The 17287-nt window shown below is 61.7% G+C and carries 14 protein-coding genes; 8 read left to right on the top strand and 6 right to left on the bottom strand.

Features of this window, described 5'->3' with window-relative positions; all coding sequences use genetic code 11:
• Window positions 1-77: 77 nt before the first annotated feature.
• The 3 genes from BB029_RS22200 to pilM are packed head-to-tail and all read right to left on the bottom strand — an operon-like array spanning window position 78 to window position 2250.
• Window positions 78-1049 carry a pilus assembly protein PilP gene (locus BB029_RS22200; protein WP_065940789.1) on the bottom strand — a complete coding sequence of 324 codons (972 nt, stop codon included), beginning with the start codon at window positions 1047-1049 and terminating at the stop codon, window positions 78-80.
• Complete coding sequence (locus tag BB029_RS22195) at window positions 1046-1597, bottom strand: PilN domain-containing protein (RefSeq protein ID WP_065940788.1); 552 nt, start codon at window positions 1595-1597, stop codon at window positions 1046-1048. Before BB029_RS22195 ends, BB029_RS22200 begins: the two co-directional genes overlap by 4 nt.
• Window positions 1594-2250: a type IV pilus biogenesis protein PilM gene (pilM, locus tag BB029_RS22190; RefSeq protein WP_065940983.1), complete on the bottom strand. Its 657-nt coding sequence runs from the start codon at window positions 2248-2250 to the stop codon at window positions 1594-1596. Before pilM ends, BB029_RS22195 begins: the two co-directional genes overlap by 4 nt.
• Before the next feature lie 221 nt (window positions 2251-2471).
• Here pilM and BB029_RS22185 point away from each other — a divergent pair, with 221 nt between their 5' ends.
• Window positions 2472-4931, top strand: a complete 2460-nt coding sequence (locus tag BB029_RS22185; protein WP_371914631.1) for a penicillin-binding protein 1A — start codon at window positions 2472-2474, stop codon at window positions 4929-4931.
• Window positions 4932-5048: 117 nt separating this feature from the next.
• Here the strand turns inward: BB029_RS22185 and BB029_RS22180 are convergent, their stop codons facing one another.
• The 3 genes from BB029_RS22180 to rpmE all read right to left on the bottom strand — a co-directional run bounded on the left by BB029_RS22180 (window position 5049) and on the right by rpmE (window position 7553).
• A complete protein-coding gene (locus tag BB029_RS22180; RefSeq protein ID WP_027605010.1) occupies window positions 5049-6317 on the bottom strand; it encodes a malic enzyme-like NAD(P)-binding protein in 1269 nt (422 codons plus the stop codon).
• 181 nt (window positions 6318-6498) lie between these two features.
• Window positions 6499-7305, bottom strand: a complete 807-nt coding sequence (locus BB029_RS22175) for a thermonuclease family protein (RefSeq protein ID WP_065940786.1) — start codon at window positions 7303-7305, stop codon at window positions 6499-6501.
• 14 nt (window positions 7306-7319) lie between these two features.
• Window positions 7320-7553 (bottom strand): 50S ribosomal protein L31, encoded by a 234-nt coding sequence (gene rpmE / locus BB029_RS22170; protein WP_005784030.1) that lies wholly within the window; start codon window positions 7551-7553, stop codon window positions 7320-7322.
• Between the two features lie 230 nt (window positions 7554-7783).
• Here rpmE and BB029_RS22165 point away from each other — a divergent pair, with 230 nt between their 5' ends.
• The 7 genes from BB029_RS22165 to phaC all read left to right on the top strand — a co-directional run bounded on the left by BB029_RS22165 (window position 7784) and on the right by phaC (window position 17171).
• On the top strand, window positions 7784-10003 hold the full coding sequence (locus BB029_RS22165) for a primosomal protein N' (RefSeq protein WP_065940785.1): 2220 nt from the start codon (window positions 7784-7786) through the stop codon (window positions 10001-10003).
• Window positions 10004-10113: 110 nt separating this feature from the next.
• Complete coding sequence (gene argS / locus BB029_RS22160; protein WP_065940784.1) at window positions 10114-11850, top strand: arginine--tRNA ligase; 1737 nt, start codon at window positions 10114-10116, stop codon at window positions 11848-11850.
• A gap of 1 nt (window position 11851) precedes the next feature.
• The gene (locus BB029_RS22155) at window positions 11852-12553 is read left to right on the top strand and encodes an SPOR domain-containing protein (RefSeq protein WP_027605014.1); all 702 of its coding nucleotides are present in this window, start codon (window positions 11852-11854) and stop codon (window positions 12551-12553) included.
• Window positions 12554-12809: 256 nt separating this feature from the next.
• A complete protein-coding gene (gene hslV / locus BB029_RS22150) occupies window positions 12810-13340 on the top strand; it encodes an ATP-dependent protease subunit HslV (protein WP_010563201.1) in 531 nt (176 codons plus the stop codon).
• Between the two features lie 37 nt (window positions 13341-13377).
• Window positions 13378-14715, top strand: coding sequence for an ATP-dependent protease ATPase subunit HslU (hslU, locus tag BB029_RS22145; RefSeq protein ID WP_065940783.1), 1338 nt, complete (start codon window positions 13378-13380; stop codon window positions 14713-14715).
• Window positions 14716-14864: 149 nt separating this feature from the next.
• Window positions 14865-15242 (top strand): gamma-butyrobetaine hydroxylase-like domain-containing protein, encoded by a 378-nt coding sequence (locus tag BB029_RS22140; protein ID WP_027605016.1) that lies wholly within the window; start codon window positions 14865-14867, stop codon window positions 15240-15242.
• A gap of 249 nt (window positions 15243-15491) precedes the next feature.
• Window positions 15492-17171, top strand: coding sequence for a class II poly(R)-hydroxyalkanoic acid synthase (phaC, locus tag BB029_RS22135; protein ID WP_065940782.1), 1680 nt, complete (start codon window positions 15492-15494; stop codon window positions 17169-17171).
• The last annotated feature ends 116 nt before the right edge of the window (window positions 17172-17287 follow it).

The following is a 17287-nucleotide window of genomic DNA, read 5'->3' as shown; positions in this document are numbered from 1 at the left end:
GCAGCCATCGGTGCCGTGAACGCTATCCATAGCGCCACACCGAAGGACGAGAAAGTCCTTTTCATTGTTTGATTCCGTTATGAGTTGACGTTTAGCACGAGGGTTCGCGGGCGCTCCAGCCATGCCCCCTGTTCATCGGGAAATAACTCGATCAGTTCGATATGGCCGTCATGAATCGCTGTGACTCGACCATGATCCGGCCCCAGATAGTCGCCGACTGCCAGGCGATGCACGGTTGAGGCCTGGCGCAGCAAGGCGAAGGTCTGCGCCCCACGGGACAACGTGCCGACCATCTCGAACTGATCCACTGGGTGGCCTTCCAAGGCTTCACGCGGGCGAGCGAGGTCCGGGGCAGCGACAGTCCGCCCTGGCGCGCGGTCGACTTGCAGGGCAATGGGCTGGAACGGGTCACGAATACCAGAAGCGCCGTATACAAAGGGTTGCCCTTGCATGACAGCCGCGTCCCGCTTGATGCCTTGCCGCTCATGCCAGTACGTCTTGGCCAGCAGATCAAGGTGCAGCAGCTTGCCATCCCGACGCATGGCAATATCGTGCGCCGTGGCGATTCGCGAAAGGCCGCCCAGGGCACTCACAAACGTCGCCAGGTCGTGATAGGTACCGGTGGCGCCGATGCGAACGGGCTGTTCGTGATAGAACGGCCGAGACAGCTTATCCAGCGGAGTGACGCTCTCAATCACCAAACCGTTGGCCAGCGCCATCCTGGCGATGTCCTCAAGAAAGCCGGGCATTTCGGACTCTTCGGGCATTTGCTGCAAAAGCCCGCTGACCTTCTCCTGCATAAGCTGGACCTTGCGAGCCCGCTCTTCAAGATCGGCAGCCAGGACGGCCTTTTCCGCGAGTTGCTGCTGCAAGCCCACTTCCTGCACCTCGACCTCGCGCAAGCGCTCCCGCGACGGGCTGAGGTACACAAGGTCGCCCAACAGCATCACCACGCCGGCCAGCGCACAGCCCAGCAAGATCCTGCCAGGTAAGGGCCATTTGGCAGCATTGTGAGTCAGCGCGGAAAATTCGAGCCAGGACCGGCTCATGGCTGGGCCTCGGAAGATTCTCCCTGGCGCACCATCAACTGGAATTCATTGTTGCCGCGAGTGCCTTCGGTTCGTACATGCTGCAGGCGAGTGGCGTGGGCGCCTTCGGATGCCTCCAGGCGACGCATCAGTTGGGCAATATCCTGGCTGGACTCAGCACTGCCGCTGATACTCACCGTATCGCCTTTCGCCACGACCTCATGCAAATGCACACCGTCGGGCACCGCACGGGCCAACTGATCCAGCAGCTGTGCACCGGCGGAGCGATTATCGTGCAGGTCCTGCACGACTTTCATGCGCTCCGCCAGTTGCTGGCTTTGCACCTGGAGGTCATCAATGGTCTGGATACGCGAGTCCAGGACGCCGACGTCCTTGCGCACATGATCGTTTCGCGTCACCTGCCGGTCGATTGCCTGGTCGATCACCTGGTCCGCCAGCCACACCGTCGCGAGCGCCACACAGGCAAACGCCACCAGCAGTATCAGGAAATATTTACGCCTGCGCTCCGCCAGCGCCTGGCGCCAAGGCAAAAGATTGATTCGTGTCATCCAGCGAAACTCCTCAGGGCCAACCCGCAAGCGACTCCCATCCCAGGGGCATCCACGATCCACTGGGCACCATCGACTCGATGGCCCGGTGTAAAGCTGGCGAAATCCTGACGGCAAGCGCGCGCCAATGCAAACCCTTCGACATCCACCACCCTGGGCACCAGCCCCGCCAGGCCCAACACGGCTTCACGGACCTCGACGTGCTCCTTGAGACACGCGGCCAGCAACACCTCGACCCGCGCGGGATCGTGCGTCGACGGCCCCTGAACCTGAAAGTCCAGCGCCACCTCGTCCAGCGGGTAGGGAATGTATTGCTCTGCCTCCACCTGGATCCTCAGGGCCATTTCGTCGTCGCCAAGCCCAGCCTGCATTTCAATGACCCGTGTAATGACCGAAGGACCGGAAACGGCGACCGCCGCCTGCCGGGCCGACGTGCGCAGCCGGGACAGCGCCATGTACAGCGCATGGCCTATGCCTTCCAGGTCCAGCCAGACGCCGTCGACCACCGCCTGGGCCGGCAGCACCTGTATGGCGTAGCCCTGCACGGTGTAACGGTTGGCCGAACAGCTCAGTTCTACCAGCTTGATCCCTGCCTCATTGATGTCGACGCCAAGGACGGTGTCGACTTTGCGCCTGAAAAATCCCTTTCCCATAAAACTCCCCAAAGCTTTCCCTGTCTTAACGCCTGATTGCCGCCGGAAGCCCTGCATTCGGTCGACTTGTTGAGCCGGCGCGAATGACGCCCCAAGGCGAAAAATGCTTTAATGCCCAGCGTTTTTCCCCGCTTTTTATCTGCAGCTCGGGTCGATCCATCGTTTGCCATGCATGCCCCGACGCGTAACCCATTCTTTTCTCTGGAAATCCAAAAGCCTTGATCCGTCTGCTGAAGTTTTTCGGGTACTCCATTGTCGCGATCGTCTGCGGGCTGCTGCTCGTACTCAGCGGGGCCTACCTCTACCTTAGTCCGGGTTTACCCTCCGTAGAGGCCCTCAGAAGTATCCAGTTGCAGATTCCTTTGCGGGTCTACAGCAGCGATGAAAAGCTGATCGCGGAGTTCGGCGAAATGCGCCGCACACCGATCCGTTTTGCCGACATTCCACCTAATTTCATCAGCGCATTGCTGTCGGCCGAAGACGATAATTTTGCCAACCACTATGGCGTCGACCCCAGCAGCCTGGTGCGTGCGGCCACGCAACTGGTAAAAAGCGGACACATTCAATCCGGCGGCAGCACCATCACCATGCAGGTGGCGAAGAACTTCTTCCTCACCAGCGAGCGCAGTTTTTCCCGCAAAGCCACTGAAATCCTGCTGGCATTGCAGATCGAACGTCAGCTGACCAAGGACGAGATCCTGGAGCTGTACGTCAACAAGATCTACCTGGGCAACCGTGCCTACGGGATCGAGGCTGCCTCGCAGGTCTACTACGGCAAGTCGATTCGTGACGCCAGCCTGGCGCAGATGGCGATGATTGCCGGCCTGCCCAAGGCCCCTTCGCGCTTCAACCCCCTGGCCAACCCGGCGCGCAGCAAAGAGCGCCGCGACTGGATCCTGGGGCGCATGTACAAGTTGGGCAAGATCGACCAGGCCGCCTATGAAAGTGCGGTGGCCGAGCCATTGAACGCCAGCTACCACGTGCCGACGCCGGAAGTGAATGCCCCGTATATCGCCGAGATGGCGCGTGCCGAGATGGTCGGCCGTTACGGCAGCGAGGCCTACACCGAAGGCTTCCGCGTGACCACGACGGTTCCGAGCGACTTGCAGGAGATCGCCAATGACTCCGTGCATTCCGGCCTGATCACCTACGACCAGCGCCACGGCTACCGAGGCCCTGAGTCGCGCCTGCCAGGCAAGACCCTGAGCGCCTGGACGGCCGAGCTGGGCAAACAGCGTGCGATCAGCGGCCTGGAACCGGCCATCGTCACCCAGGTGAAGAAAGATGGCGTGCAGGTGCTGACCCGCACCGGCGAAGCCCACGTGGCCTGGGACAGCATGAAATGGGCGCGCCCGTTCCTGAACACCAACAGCATGGGCCCGATGCCGAAGCAACCGTCGGATGTCGCGCAAGTGGGTGACCTGATCCGCGTGCAACGCCAGAAGGACGACAGCCTGAAATTCAGCCAGGTGCCGCTGGCCCAGGGCGCACTGGTATCGCTGGACCCGCAGAACGGTGCAATCCGCGCCCTGGTGGGTGGCTTCGCGTTCGAGCAGAGCAACTACAACCGGGCCACCCAGGCCAAGCGCCAGCCAGGCTCGAGCTTCAAGCCGTTCATCTACAGCGCCGCCCTGGATAACGGCTACACCGCCGCCAGCCTGGTCAACGATGCACCCATCGTGTTCGTCGACGAGTACCTGGACAAAGTCTGGCGCCCGAAGAACGACACCAACACCTTCCTCGGCCCTATCCGCATCCGTGAGGCGCTGTACAAGTCACGCAACCTGGTGTCGATCCGCCTGCTGCAGGCGATGGGTGTCGGCAAGACCATCGACTACATCACGCGCTTTGGCTTCAACAAGTCGGACCTGCCGCCGAACCTGTCCCTGGCCTTGGGTACCGCGACCCTCACGCCGATGGAAATCGCCACTGGCTGGAGCACCTTTGCCAACGGCGGCTACAAGATCGCGCCGTACCTGATCGACAAGATCGAAAGCCGCAACGGCGACACCCTGTTCACCGCCAACCCGCCACGCGTGCCGGGTGATGTGGTCAACGGCATCGCCGCAACGGATGGCCTGGCGGCGCCAGGCAATGGCGGTATCACCATCGAGCCGACCCCAGGAACCGCGCCAACTACCACCCCCGCTGCAACCGAACCACAGGCACCCGCCGTGGCCGAGCGCATTGTGGATGGCCGTACCACCTATATCCTCAACAGCATCCTGGAAGACGTAATCAAGAAAGGCACCGGCCGTCGCGCCCTGGCCTTGGGGCGCGCGGACATCGCGGGCAAGACCGGTACCACCAACGAATCCAAGGATGCCTGGTTCTCTGGCTATAACGCCGACTACGTGACCACCGTGTGGACCGGCTATGACCAGCCGGAAAGCCTTGGCCGCCGCGAGTTCGGCGGCACCGTCGCGCTGCCGATCTGGATGAGCTACATGGGCGCGGCCTTGAAGGACAAGCCGCTGCACACCCAACCGGAGCCGGAAGGCATCCTCAGCCTGCGGATCGACCCGGTCAGTGGCCGCGCGGCCTCGCCGAGCACGCCGAATGCGTACTTCGAACTGTTCAAGAGCGAAGACACGCCGCCATCGGTCAATGAGCTGGGCAACGGTGTCGTACCGGGCAGCCCGCTGCCGGCCGATGAGGCGGCGCCGATCGATCTGTTCTAACCTGGACCTTAAGCCCCCTCCCACATTTGATCTCCACAGGACACAAGTTAATCGCCACCCCAGCAAAAAGCCCCGACTCGCGAGAGCCGGGGCTTTTGGTTGGTGCGCTACAACGGCTTAGCCGTTGAACACATCATCCACGCTTTGCAGCGGGTAGTTTTTTGGATACGGCAGGGTGGCCACACCGGTCTCGATCGCGGCCTTGGCCACGGCATCGGAGATCAGGGTGATCAGGCGCTTATCCATTGGTTTCGGGATGATGTACTCACGACCGAATTCCAGCTTGGCGCCACCGTAGGCATCGCACACGTCCTGAGGCACAGGCAGCTTGGCCAGTTCACGCAGGGCGTTGGCGGCAGCCACTTTCATCTCTTCGTTGATGCGCTTGGCGCGAACGTCCAGGGCACCACGGAAGATGAACGGGAAGCCCAGTACGTTGTTGACCTGGTTCGGGTAATCCGAACGACCGGTGGCCATGATCACGTCGTCGCGGGTGGCGTGGGCCAGTTCCGGGGCGATTTCCGGATCAGGGTTGGAGCAGGCGAACACGATCGGGTTGGCCGCCATGGACTTCAGGCCTTCAGCGCTCAGCAGGTTCGGGCCGGACAGGCCGACGAACACGTCGGCACCGTTCAGGGCGTCAGCCAGGGTACGCTTGGAGGACGGGTGGGCAAACATCGCCTTGTACTGGTTCAGGTCGGTACGCTCGGACTGGATTACGCCCTTGCTGTCGACCATATAGATGTTTTCCAGCTTGGCGCCCATGCTGACGATCAGCTTCATGCAGGAGATGGCCGCAGCGCCGGCGCCCAGGCACACGATCTTGGCGTCAGCCAGGGTCTTGCCGGCGATTTCCAGGGCGTTGATCATGCCGGCCGCGGTGACGATCGCGGTGCCGTGCTGGTCATCGTGGAATACCGGAATGTCGCACTGCTCGATCAGGGCCTTTTCGATCTCGAAGCACTCAGGTGCCTTGATGTCTTCCAGGTTGATGCCACCGAAGGTGATGGAAATGCGCTTGACCGTGTCGATGAAAGCCTGCGGGCTCTCGGAGTCGACTTCGATATCGAAAACGTCGATGCCGGCGAAGCGCTTGAACAGCACGCCCTTACCTTCCATGACTGGCTTGGAGGCCAGTGGGCCGAGGTTACCCAGGCCGAGAATCGCGGTGCCATCGGAAATCACTGCAACCAGGTTGCCTTTGCCGGTGTACTTGTACGCCAGTTCGGGGTCGCGGGCGATTTCACGTACGGGCTCGGCCACGCCAGGGCTGTAGGCCAGCGACAGGTCGCGGGCGGTGGCGGTGGCTTTGGTGAGCTCTACACTCAGCTTTCCTGGACGAGGATGGGCATGATATTCGAGAGCGGCAGTTTTCAAATCAGACATATCGGCATTCCGCTTTTACTGTTGGTCGACGGACCGCCGAGGATACTCGTGTCGTAAAGTCCCTACAAGACTGGGCAGTCACAGGTGTCAAGGGCCCTGCACTAAGACTTTCGGCCAAGAGCCACAGGATACAAGGGCTCAACTGTTCACAATCGACTTAAAAAATGTCTACAATTTTTTCTCAAGGCGTCGATTTAAGCATGCCCGGATCGGTCAACGGCAGAAGCCAGCGCGCCTGACCTTTTTTCAGGCCGCCGCGTCGCGAGCGATCCTGTACCCAGCCCCGCGCCTCAACAGTGCGGCCTTGCAGACCATTGAGCCCGGCAGCATCGAATTGACTGACCAGAGCAGGCGAGACGCGTAATACCAGTGATCCCTGCATTTCAATCCAGATACCGCCACGATTGCGCTTTACCTGGCTGACCCGGCCACTGACCACGGCAAACCCGGAGCGCTTGAGCTGCGCCACAGACTGTACCGGCGATTGGCGCCACAGGCCCAGGCGCGCTTTACGGGCGCTGTTTTCAGCCGCCTGCTGACAGGCGACGAGATCGACATTCGGCGCCACGCCAACCTGGAACCCCAGGCCCTCGGCCAACAGCTGCGCCTCCAGGTTCTCGCCGTCGGCGCCATAGAGGTGGGCCAGGGTGCGGCCATAATGATCCTTGCGCTCACGCCCCGGCACCAGGCCGACACGACCACCGCTGGCATCCACCAACCCCTGCAAGCGTTGGCGCGCGGCGACCGCGAAAGGCTCGTCGGCGCGCCCCTTCTTGCCGGTTTCCGGGGCATTGATACCGATCATCCGCACACTGCGGCCATCCTTGAGGCGCACCGTGTCGCCATCCACCACCCGCTGCACTTCCACGCGGGCCAGGGCCGCCGGCGCTGGGCAAAATACCTCGGCCTGCACGGCCGTCACCCAAATCGCAGGCACAAAAAAGGCGCCCGCAAGGGACGCCTTTTTCAACAGCTGGCAAAAGCCCATAAGGCTTTTGAGCCTTACTCTGCTGGAGTAGCAGCAGGCTTCTTGCCGAAAGCACCAAAGCGATCTGCGAAGCGCTGTACACGGCCGCCGGTGTCCAGAGTTTTCTGCTTACCGGTGTAGAACGGGTGGCACTCGTTGCATACGTCAGTACCCAGTGGCTTGCACAGGTTCGAGCGAGTTTCGAACTTGTTGCCGCAGCTGCAGGTTACTTCGATGGTTTCGTACGCTGGATGGATATCGGCTTTCATGGTGACTTCCTCGGGCTAGCGTGCCGCCACTCGACACTATTGTCGAATACCGCACGTAATTAGGCCGCGGATTCTACCAGACCTTTTTAAACGCGCAAGCGGCGACACCCATCGCGTGTCAACATAAAAGCACCTTTCATCAGAAAACTGGCAGCTACCCCAAGCCTCCCCCGGTCTGCTAGGCTCCCGCCCCTGCGCCACCGCCTGCCTTTATAGATGAGACCTCTCGCGTGCCCGACGCCATTTTGCGCCTAGCCCTGCCCTCGCCCCTGCGCCGCCTGTTCGACTACCGGGCCCCGGCCGGTGTGCTGCGCGCGCAGTTGCAGCCGGGCATGCGCGTGCGCGTGCCGTTTGGCCGTCGGGAGATGATCGGCATCCTGGTGGAAGTCGCCGACCACAGTGAAGTGCCGGCCGAGAAGCTCAAGCCGGCCATCGCCCTGCTCGATGCCACGCCGCCGTTGCCGCCCGCGTTGTTCAAGCTGTGCCTGTGGACCGCCCAGTATTACCAGCACAGCCTCGGTGACACGCTGAGCTGGGCACTGCCGGTGCTGTTGCGCCAGGGCGAACTGGCCGAAACACGCCAGGAACGCTTCTGGTCGACGGTGCCCGGCGCACGCCTCGACGACCCGCGCATCGCCCGCGCCCCGCGCCAGCGTGAAGCCCTGGCAACCCTGGCCCAGCACCCCCATGGCGTCGCCCATCAGCTATTGAGCAAGCTGATGCTGAGCAAGGACAGCCTCGAGCTGTTGCTGGCCAAGGGTCTGGTGCAGGTGGAAATCCGCAGGCATGCCCCCGACCCGCGCCACGAACACTGGCTGGCCCAGCCCGAACTGCCGCTGAACCCTGAACAACGCGCCGCCTATGAAGCGATTCGCGCAGGTTTCGACAGCTTCCATGCGTTCCTGCTGGCGGGCGTCACCGGCAGTGGCAAGACCGAAGTCTATTTGCAGTTGATCCGCGAAACCCTGCAGGCCGGCAAACAGGCACTGGTGCTGATCCCCGAGATCAACCTGGGCCCGCAAACCCTGGCGCGCTTCGAACAGCGTTTCAACGCGCGCATCGCCCTGGTGCACTCGGCGGTCAATGACCGTGAACGCCTGGAGTCGTGGCTGGCGGCGCGGGATGGCGAAGCCGACATTATTATCGGCACCCGCTCGGCGCTGTTCACGCCGATGAAAAATCCCGGGCTGATCATCATCGACGAGGAGCACGACGGCTCCTATAAACAGCAGGAAGGCCTGCGCTACCACGCCCGCGACCTGGCGCTGGTGCGCGCGCGCCAGGAAGACATCCCGATTGTGCTGGGCTCGGCCACACCCTCCCTGGAAAGCCTGCACAATGCCTACACCGGTCGTTACGGGCTGCTGCGCCTGAACGAGCGCGCCGGCGGCGCCAAGCAACCCCGCTTCCTGCGCCTGGACGTAAAAAGCCGGCCGCTGGACAGCGGCATTTCCGGGCCGATGCAACAAGCCATCGGCCAGACCCTGGCGGCCGGCCAGCAGGTCTTGGTGTTTCTCAACCGCCGGGGCTTTGCGCCGACGCTGCTGTGCCATGACTGCGGCTGGATGTCCGAGTGCGAGCGTTGCGATGCGCGCATGACCGTGCACCAGCGCCATGGCGAACTGCGTTGCCACCATTGCGGCCATGTGGAACGTGTACCGCGCCATTGCCCGCAGTGCGGCAAGGTCGACCTGCGTCCGGTGGGCGCAGGCACCGAGCGCGCCGAGGAGCGCCTGGGCATTCTGTTCCCGGACTACCCGGTTTTGCGGGTCGACCGCGACAGCACCTCGCGCAAGGACGCGATGAACCAGCTGTTCGCCACCATCCAGAAGGGCCAGCCGTGCATCCTCGTGGGCACACAGATGCTCGCCAAAGGGCATCACTTCCCCCGGGTGACCCTGGTGTCGATCCTGGATGCCGACGGCGGCCTGTTTTCCGGCGACTTCCGCGCCAGCGAGCGCATGGCGCAGCTGATCGTGCAGGTCGCCGGGCGTGCCGGGCGCGCCGAGGAGCCGGGCAAGGTGATTATCCAGACCCACCTGGCCGACCATCCGTTGCTGATTCAACTGACCGAACAAGGCTACTTTGCCTTCGCCGAACAGGCGCTGAGCGAACGCCGCTCCGCCGGACTGCCGCCCTTTGCGCACCTCGCGCTGTTGCGCGCCGAAGCCCATAAACCAGGGCAGGCGGAGGGCTTTCTGGACGAAGCCTGCAGCGCCGCCGAACGCTTGCTCGGCGAGCTGGGGCTGAGCGGCATCGAATTGCTCGGCCCGGTACCCGCGCCCATGGAGCGTCGTGCCGGGCGTTATCGTGCCCAGCTACTCTTGCAGGCCACGTCCCGCGCACCGCTGCATCGGCTATTAAGTAGCTGGTTACTTGCGCTGGAGCAAATGCCCAGTGGCCGCCAGGTGCGATGGTCGTTGGATGTAGACCCGGTAGATTTGTATTAAGCCTGGCCATAGGTCCCGCGAAGGTTGGCAAGCCTGCCCTCGCCACGGATAATGCCCAGTTTTTCCACCTGCGCATCGAGCGCCGCCGCTTGCGGTCGAAAGAGAACACCATGAAAGACACCATTCGCCAGCTGATCCAACAAGCCCTCACCCAACTCGTCAACGAAGGTGTGTTGCCTGAAGGCCTGACGCCGGCGATCCAGGTGGAAAACACTCGCGACAAGACCCACGGCGACTTCGCCAGCAACATCGCGATGATGCTGTCCAAGCCGGCCGGCATGAAGCCGCGCGACCTGGCGGAAAAAATCATCGCCGCGCTGCCTGCCGACGAGAGCGTTACCAAGGCCGAAATCGCCGGCCCGGGCTTTATCAACTTCTTCCAGAACACCCAGGCCCTGGCTTCACGCCTGGATGCGGCACTGGCCGACGCCAGGATCGGCGTGCGCAAGGCCGGCCCGGCTCAGCGCGTGGCCATCGACCTGTCGGCGCCCAACCTGGCCAAGGAGATGCATGTCGGTCACCTGCGCTCGACCATCATCGGCGACGGCGTGGCCCGGGTCCTGGAGTTTCTCGGCGACACCGTGATCCGCCAGAACCACGTAGGCGACTGGGGCACTCAGTTCGGCATGCTGATGGCCTATCTGCAGGAAAACCCGATCACCAGCAACGAGCTGTCGGACCTGGAGAACTTCTACCGCGCCGCCAAGAAGCGTTTCGACGAATCCGAAGAATTCGCCGACCGCGCCCGCGGGCTAGTGGTCAAGCTGCAAGCCGGGGACAAGGAATGCCTGGAACTGTGGGGCCGCTTCCGCGAGATCTCGCTGTCCCACTGCCAGGAAATCTACGAGCTGCTCAACGTCAAGCTGACCATGGCCGATGTAATGGGCGAAAGCGCCTACAACGACGACCTGATCAACGTGGTCAACGACCTCAAGGCCAAGGGCCTGCTGGTTGAGAGCAACGGCGCGCAGTGCGTGTTCCTCGAAGAATTCAAGACCGCCGACGGCGAGCCGCTGCCGGTGATCATCGTCAAGGCCGATGGCGGCTACCTCTACGCCACCACCGACCTCGCGGCCGTGCGCTACCGCAGCGGCGTGCTCAAGGCCGACCGTGCGCTGTATTTCGTCGACCAGCGCCAAGCCCTGCACTTCCAGCAGGTGTTCGAAGTGGCACGTCGCGCCGGTTTCGTCACCCATCCGATGCACATGGAACACATGGGCTTCGGCACCATGAACGGCGCCGATGGCCGCCCGTTCAAGACCCGCGACGGCGGCACCGTCAAGCTGATCGACCTGCTCAACGAAGCCCAGGACCGCGCCTACAACCTGGTGAAGGAAAAGAACCCGGAGCTGGCCGAGGCCGACCTGCGCAATATTGCCCGCGTGGTGGGGATTGGCGCGGTGAAATACGCCGACCTGTCCAAGCACCGCACCAGCGACTACAGCTTCAACTTCGAACTGATGCTCAACTTCGAGGGCAACACCGCGCCGTACCTGCTGTACGCCTACACCCGCGTGGCCGGTGTGTTCCGCAAGTTGGGCAAGGACTTCAGCCAAGTCGAAGGCCACATAGTGCTGGACGCGCCCCATGAACAGGAGCTGGCCGCCAAGCTCGCGCAGTTCGGCGAAGTGCTGAACAGCGTCGGCGAGAAAGGCACGCCGCATATCCTGTGCACCTACCTGTACGAAGTCGCCGGGTTGTTCTCCAGCTTCTACGAGAACTGCCCGATCCTCACCGCCGACGACGAAGCCCAGAAGCAAAGTCGCCTGCGCCTCGCCGCACTGGCTGGACGGACCCTCAAGCAAGGCCTGGAACTGTTGGGCCTGGAAACTCTGGAGCGTATGTAAGTTGGCTGCCAAGAAAAAACCTGCACCCAAGCGCGGCGCCAGCCGCTACCAGGCCCCAGCGAAGAAGCCGATCCCAGGCTGGTTGTGGATGGCCATCGGCCTCACGGTCGGCGCGTTTATCGTGTTCCTGATGAAGCTGGATCCAGGCCAGGGCGATGACGTCAAACGGGTCAAGCAGGAACAGCAGAAGGCCACGAAAATGGCTGAAGCCAACAAGACTGCACCGAGCCCGACAGCACCGGTAAAGCCGAAGTACGACTTCTATACGCTGCTGCCGGAATCGGAAGTGATCGTGCCGCCTGACGCCGTGCCGGAGAAAACCCTGCCGACGCCGCAAGTGCCGACCACGCCCGTCACCCCTGCGGAAGCGGCGAAAATCGACACGGCGCGGGCTCAGGCGGCGTTGGCAGGGATTACTCCGCCGCCAGCACCACCGGTTGCCGAAACCAAGGCCGCGCCGGTGACCAAGTTCTTCCTGCAGGCAGGCTCGTTCCCGAAGCAGGCCGATGCGGATCGCGTGCGTGCGCAGATCATTCTGTTGGGCCAGACGGTGACGGTGGAGTCCGGCACGGTGAAGGACGCGACCTGGTATCGCGTGCTGGTGGGGCCGTTCAGCAACCGCGAACAGCTGACCGTGGCGCAGAAGCAATTGGCCGGCGCCGGGTTTAGCAACCTGTTGTTACAACAGCGCCAGAGCCGATGATTCTGGCTCAACTTCGATAAAAATGTGGGAGGGGGCTTGCCCCCGATAGCGGTAGATCAGTCAATATTTTCGGCGACTGATACACCGCTAACGGGGCAAGCCCCCTCCCCCATTTGGTATTGCAGCGCTCTGAAATGGGTGTCAGACCGATAAACACCACTCGTCCGCCATAAACCCCCATGGTTGAAATCCCCCCCGCCACCCCCATATGAGTTTCCATCAGGGCATTTTCGCCCCGCTGCGTGGAGACTCTCCCTTGACCACCATCGTTTCAGTACGTCGCCACGGCAAAGTCGTCATGGGCGGCGACGGCCAGGTTTCCCTGGGCAATACCGTGATGAAAGGCAATGCGAAAAAAGTGCGTCGCCTGTATCACGGCCAGGTCCTCGCCGGTTTTGCCGGCGCCACCGCCGACGCCTTCACCCTCTTCGAGCGTTTCGAAGGCCAGCTGGAAAAACACCAGGGCCACCTCGTACGTGCCGCTGTCGAACTCGCCAAAGAATGGCGCACCGACCGTTCCCTCAGCCGCCTGGAAGCCATGCTGGCCGTCGCCAACAAAGATGCGTCCCTGATCATCACCGGTAACGGCGATGTGGTTGAACCTGAACATGGCCTGATCGCCATGGGCTCCGGCGGCGGGTATGCACAAGCCGCAGCCAGCGCACTGTTGAAGAAAACCGACCTGTCGGCCCGCGAAATCGTCGAGACCGCCCTGGGCATTGCCGGCGATATCTGCGTGTTCACCAACCACAACTTCACCATTGAGGAGCAGGACCTCGCCGAGTAAGCCGTAGGCTTATTCCCGCTTGAGGCCGCCAAACACTATGTCCATGACTCCCCGCGAAATCGTCCATGAACTCAATCGCCATATCATCGGCCAGGACGATGCCAAGCGCGCGGTTGCCATCGCGCTGCGTAACCGCTGGCGCCGGATGCAACTGCCTGAAGAATTACGCGTTGAAGTAACACCCAAGAACATCCTGATGATCGGCCCGACCGGCGTCGGTAAAACCGAGATCGCGCGACGCCTGGCCAAACTGGCCAACGCACCGTTCATCAAGGTCGAAGCGACCAAGTTCACCGAAGTCGGCTATGTGGGCCGCGATGTCGAGTCGATCATCCGTGACCTGGCCGACGCTGCCCTTAAGCTGCTGCGCGAACAGGAAATGACCAAGGTCAGCCACCGTGCCGAAGACGCTGCCGAAGAACGCATCCTCGACGCCCTGCTGCCACCGGCGCGCATGGGCTTCAACGAAGACGCTGCACCGGCCTCGGATTCCAACACTCGCCAGCTGTTCCGCAAGCGCCTGCGTGAAGGCCAGTTGGATGACAAGGAAATCGAGATCGAAGTCGCTGAAGTCTCTGGCGTCGACATCTCCGCACCGCCTGGCATGGAAGAAATGACCAGCCAGTTGCAGAACCTGTTCGCCAACATGGGCAAGGGCAAGAAGAAAAGCCGCAAGCTCAAGGTGAAGGAAGCGCTGAAGCTGGTGCGCGACGAAGAAGCCGGGCGCCTGGTAAACGAGGAAGAACTCAAGGCCAAGGCCCTGGAGGCGGTTGAGCAGCATGGCATCGTGTTTATCGACGAGATCGACAAGGTGGCCAAGCGCGGCAACGCCGGCGGCGTCGATGTATCGCGCGAAGGTGTGCAGCGCGACCTGCTGCCGCTGATCGAAGGCTGCACCGTCAATACCAAGCTGGGCATGGTCAAGACCGACCACATCCTGTTTATCGCTTCGGGTGCGTTCCACCTGAGCAAGCCAAGCGACCTGGTGCCCGAGCTGCAAGGCCGCCTGCCGATTCGCGTAGAGCTCAAGGCGCTGACCCCCGGCGACTTCGAGCGCATCCTCAGCGAACCCCATGCGTCGCTCACCGAGCAGTACCGTGAGCTGCTGAAAACCGAAGGGCTGGGCATCGAGTTCCTGCCGGACGGCATCAAGCGCCTGGCGGAGATTGCCTGGCAGGTCAACGAGAAGACCGAGAACATCGGTGCGCGTCGCCTGCACACCCTGCTTGAGCGCCTGCTTGAGGAAGTGTCCTTCAGCGCCGGCGACATGGCGGGAGCGCAGAATGGCGTAGCGATCAAGATCGACGCCGACTACGTCAACAGCCACTTGGGCGAATTGGCGCAGAACGAAGACTTGTCGCGGTATATTCTGTAAGCCTCACACAGAACTGCTTTGCTTCAAATGTGGGAGGGGGCTTGCCCCCGATAGCGGTGAATCAGTCAGCTTATCTATAGCTGACCCACTGCAATCGGGGGCAAGCCCCCTCCCACATTTTTAAGCCGGTTTATTCAAGAGCACCTCATATGGCCAAGTTTCCTACCGCTGTAAACCTGCACAAAACCTCCAACACTCTAGGCCTCACCTACGGCCCCGACGAGGTCTACCAGTTGCCCGCCGAACTGCTGCGGGTGCATTCGCCTTCCGCCGAGGTCCAGGGCCACGGCAAACCTATCCTGCAATTCGGCAAGCTCAACGTGCGGTTGACCAAGATCGAACCGGCCGGCCAGTACGCACTGAAATTGACCTTCGACGACGGACATGACAGCGGACTGTTCACCTGGGACTACCTCTACCAATTGGCCGTGCGTCAGGACGCGTTGTGGGCCGATTATCTCGCCGAGCTCAAGGCAGCCGGCAAAACCCGCGATCCGAGCGAGTCGGTCGTGCGGCTGATGCTCTAGTCCAGGCTTCTTGCTCTTTAGAGGGCATTTTCTAATTTCATCTGCTTGAATGCCCTGTCGCGTGGCCAACGATTGGCCCGCTTGCGAAAAAAATTAAACTCGGGTAACCAATGGAACTGGCAAGTTCCCTGCATTTGACGATGCGGTATCAACGGTCACCCGAGTCGCAGTACCTGGCTTGTGTTGTGTATCGAAACCTGGTGCGCAGCGGTACCCGGTACTCGTCTTTCGGACAATGGAGCGTCGTAGATGAGTAACAAGAACAACGATGACTTGAAACGCCAGGCCTCGGAAAACACCCTGGGGCTCAACCCGATCATCGCGTTACGTAAAAAGGATTTACTGGCCTCGGCCAAGATGGTGCTGACCCAAGCCATCAAGCAACCGTTGCACAGCGTCAAGCACGTCGCCCACTTTGGCGTTGAATTGAAGAACGTGATGTTCGGTAAATCGCAGCTGCAGCCCGAAAGCGATGACCGTCGCTTTCACGACCCAGCCTGGAGCCAGAACCCGCTCTACAAACGCTACCTGCAAACCTACCTGGCGTGGCGCAAGGAACTGCACGACTGGATCGGCGACAGTAACCTGTCGGACCAGGACATCAGCCGCGGCCACTTCGTGATCAACCTGATGACCGAAGCCATGGCCCCTACCAACAGCGCGGCCAACCCGGCGGCGGTCAAACGCTTCTTTGAAACCGGCGGCAAGAGCCTGCTCGACGGCCTGTCGCACCTGGCCAAGGACATGGTGCACAACGGCGGCATGCCGAGCCAGGTCAACATGGGCGCGTTCGAAGTGGGCAAGACCCTGGGCATCACCGAAGGGGCGGTGGTATTTCGCAACGACGTGCTGGAGCTGATCCAGTACAAGCCGATCACCGAACAGGTGCACGAACGCCCGCTGTTGGTGGTACCGCCGCAGATCAACAAATTCTATGTATTCGACCTGAGCCCGGAGAAGAGCCTGGCGCGCTTCTGCCTGCGCAATGGGCAGCAGACCTTTATCGTCAGTTGGCGCAACCCGACCAAGGCCCAGCGCGAATGGGGCCTGTCGACCTATATCGAAGCGCTCAAGGAAGCGGTCGATGTGGTCACGGCGATCACCGGCAGCAAGGATATCAACATGCTCGGCGCCTGCTCCGGCGGCATCACCTGCACCGCCCTGCTGGGCCACTACGCGGCGCTGGGTGAGAAGAAGGTCAACGCCCTGACCCTGCTGGTGAGCGTGCTGGACACCACCCTGGACACCCAGGTGGCGCTGTTCGTGGATGAGCAGACCCTGGAAGCGGCCAAGCGCCATTCCTACCAGGCCGGTGTACTGGAAGGCCGCGACATGGCCAAGGTGTTCGCCTGGATGCGCCCCAACGACCTGATCTGGAACTACTGGGTCAACAATTACCTGCTGGGCAATGAGCCGCCGGTGTTCGACATCCTGTTCTGGAACAACGACACCACACGCTTGCCGGCGGCCTTCCACGGCGACCTGATCGAACTGTTCAAAAACAACCCACTCGTGCGCGCCAATGCCCTGGAAGTGTGCGGCACGCCCATCGACCTCAAGCAGGTCACGGCCGATATCTATTCACTGGCCGGCACCAACGACCACATCACGCCCTGGCAGTCGTGCTACAAGTCGGCACAGTTGTTCGGTGGCAAGGTGGAATTCGTGCTGTCCAGCAGCGGGCATATCCAGAGCATCCTCAACCCGCCCGGCAACCCCAAGGCGCGCTATCAGACCAGCGACAGCCTGGCGGGCAAGCCTCTGGAGTGGCAGGAAAATGCGACCAAGCACACAGATTCGTGGTGGTTGCATTGGCAGGTGTGGCAAGCGGAACGTGCGGGCAAGCTGAAGAAGGCACCGACGAGTTTGGGTAACAAAACCTTCGCCGCAGCGGAAGCAGCCCCCGGGACTTACGTACACGAACGCTGAATTGAAATGCGTTCAAATGTGGGAGGGGGCTTGCTCCCGATGGCAGTGTGTCAGCCATCTGATCCATTGGCTGATCAATTGCAATCGGGGGCAAGCCCCCTCCCACAGTTGGCCTG

The sequence above is a fragment of the Pseudomonas sp. S3E12 genome (genome assembly GCF_001702295.1).
Classification (GTDB): Bacteria; Pseudomonadota; Gammaproteobacteria; order Pseudomonadales; family Pseudomonadaceae; genus Aquipseudomonas; species Aquipseudomonas marginalis.
The sequence above is the reverse complement of the archived record's forward strand: the minus strand, read 5'-3'. Positions and strand labels throughout refer to the sequence as shown.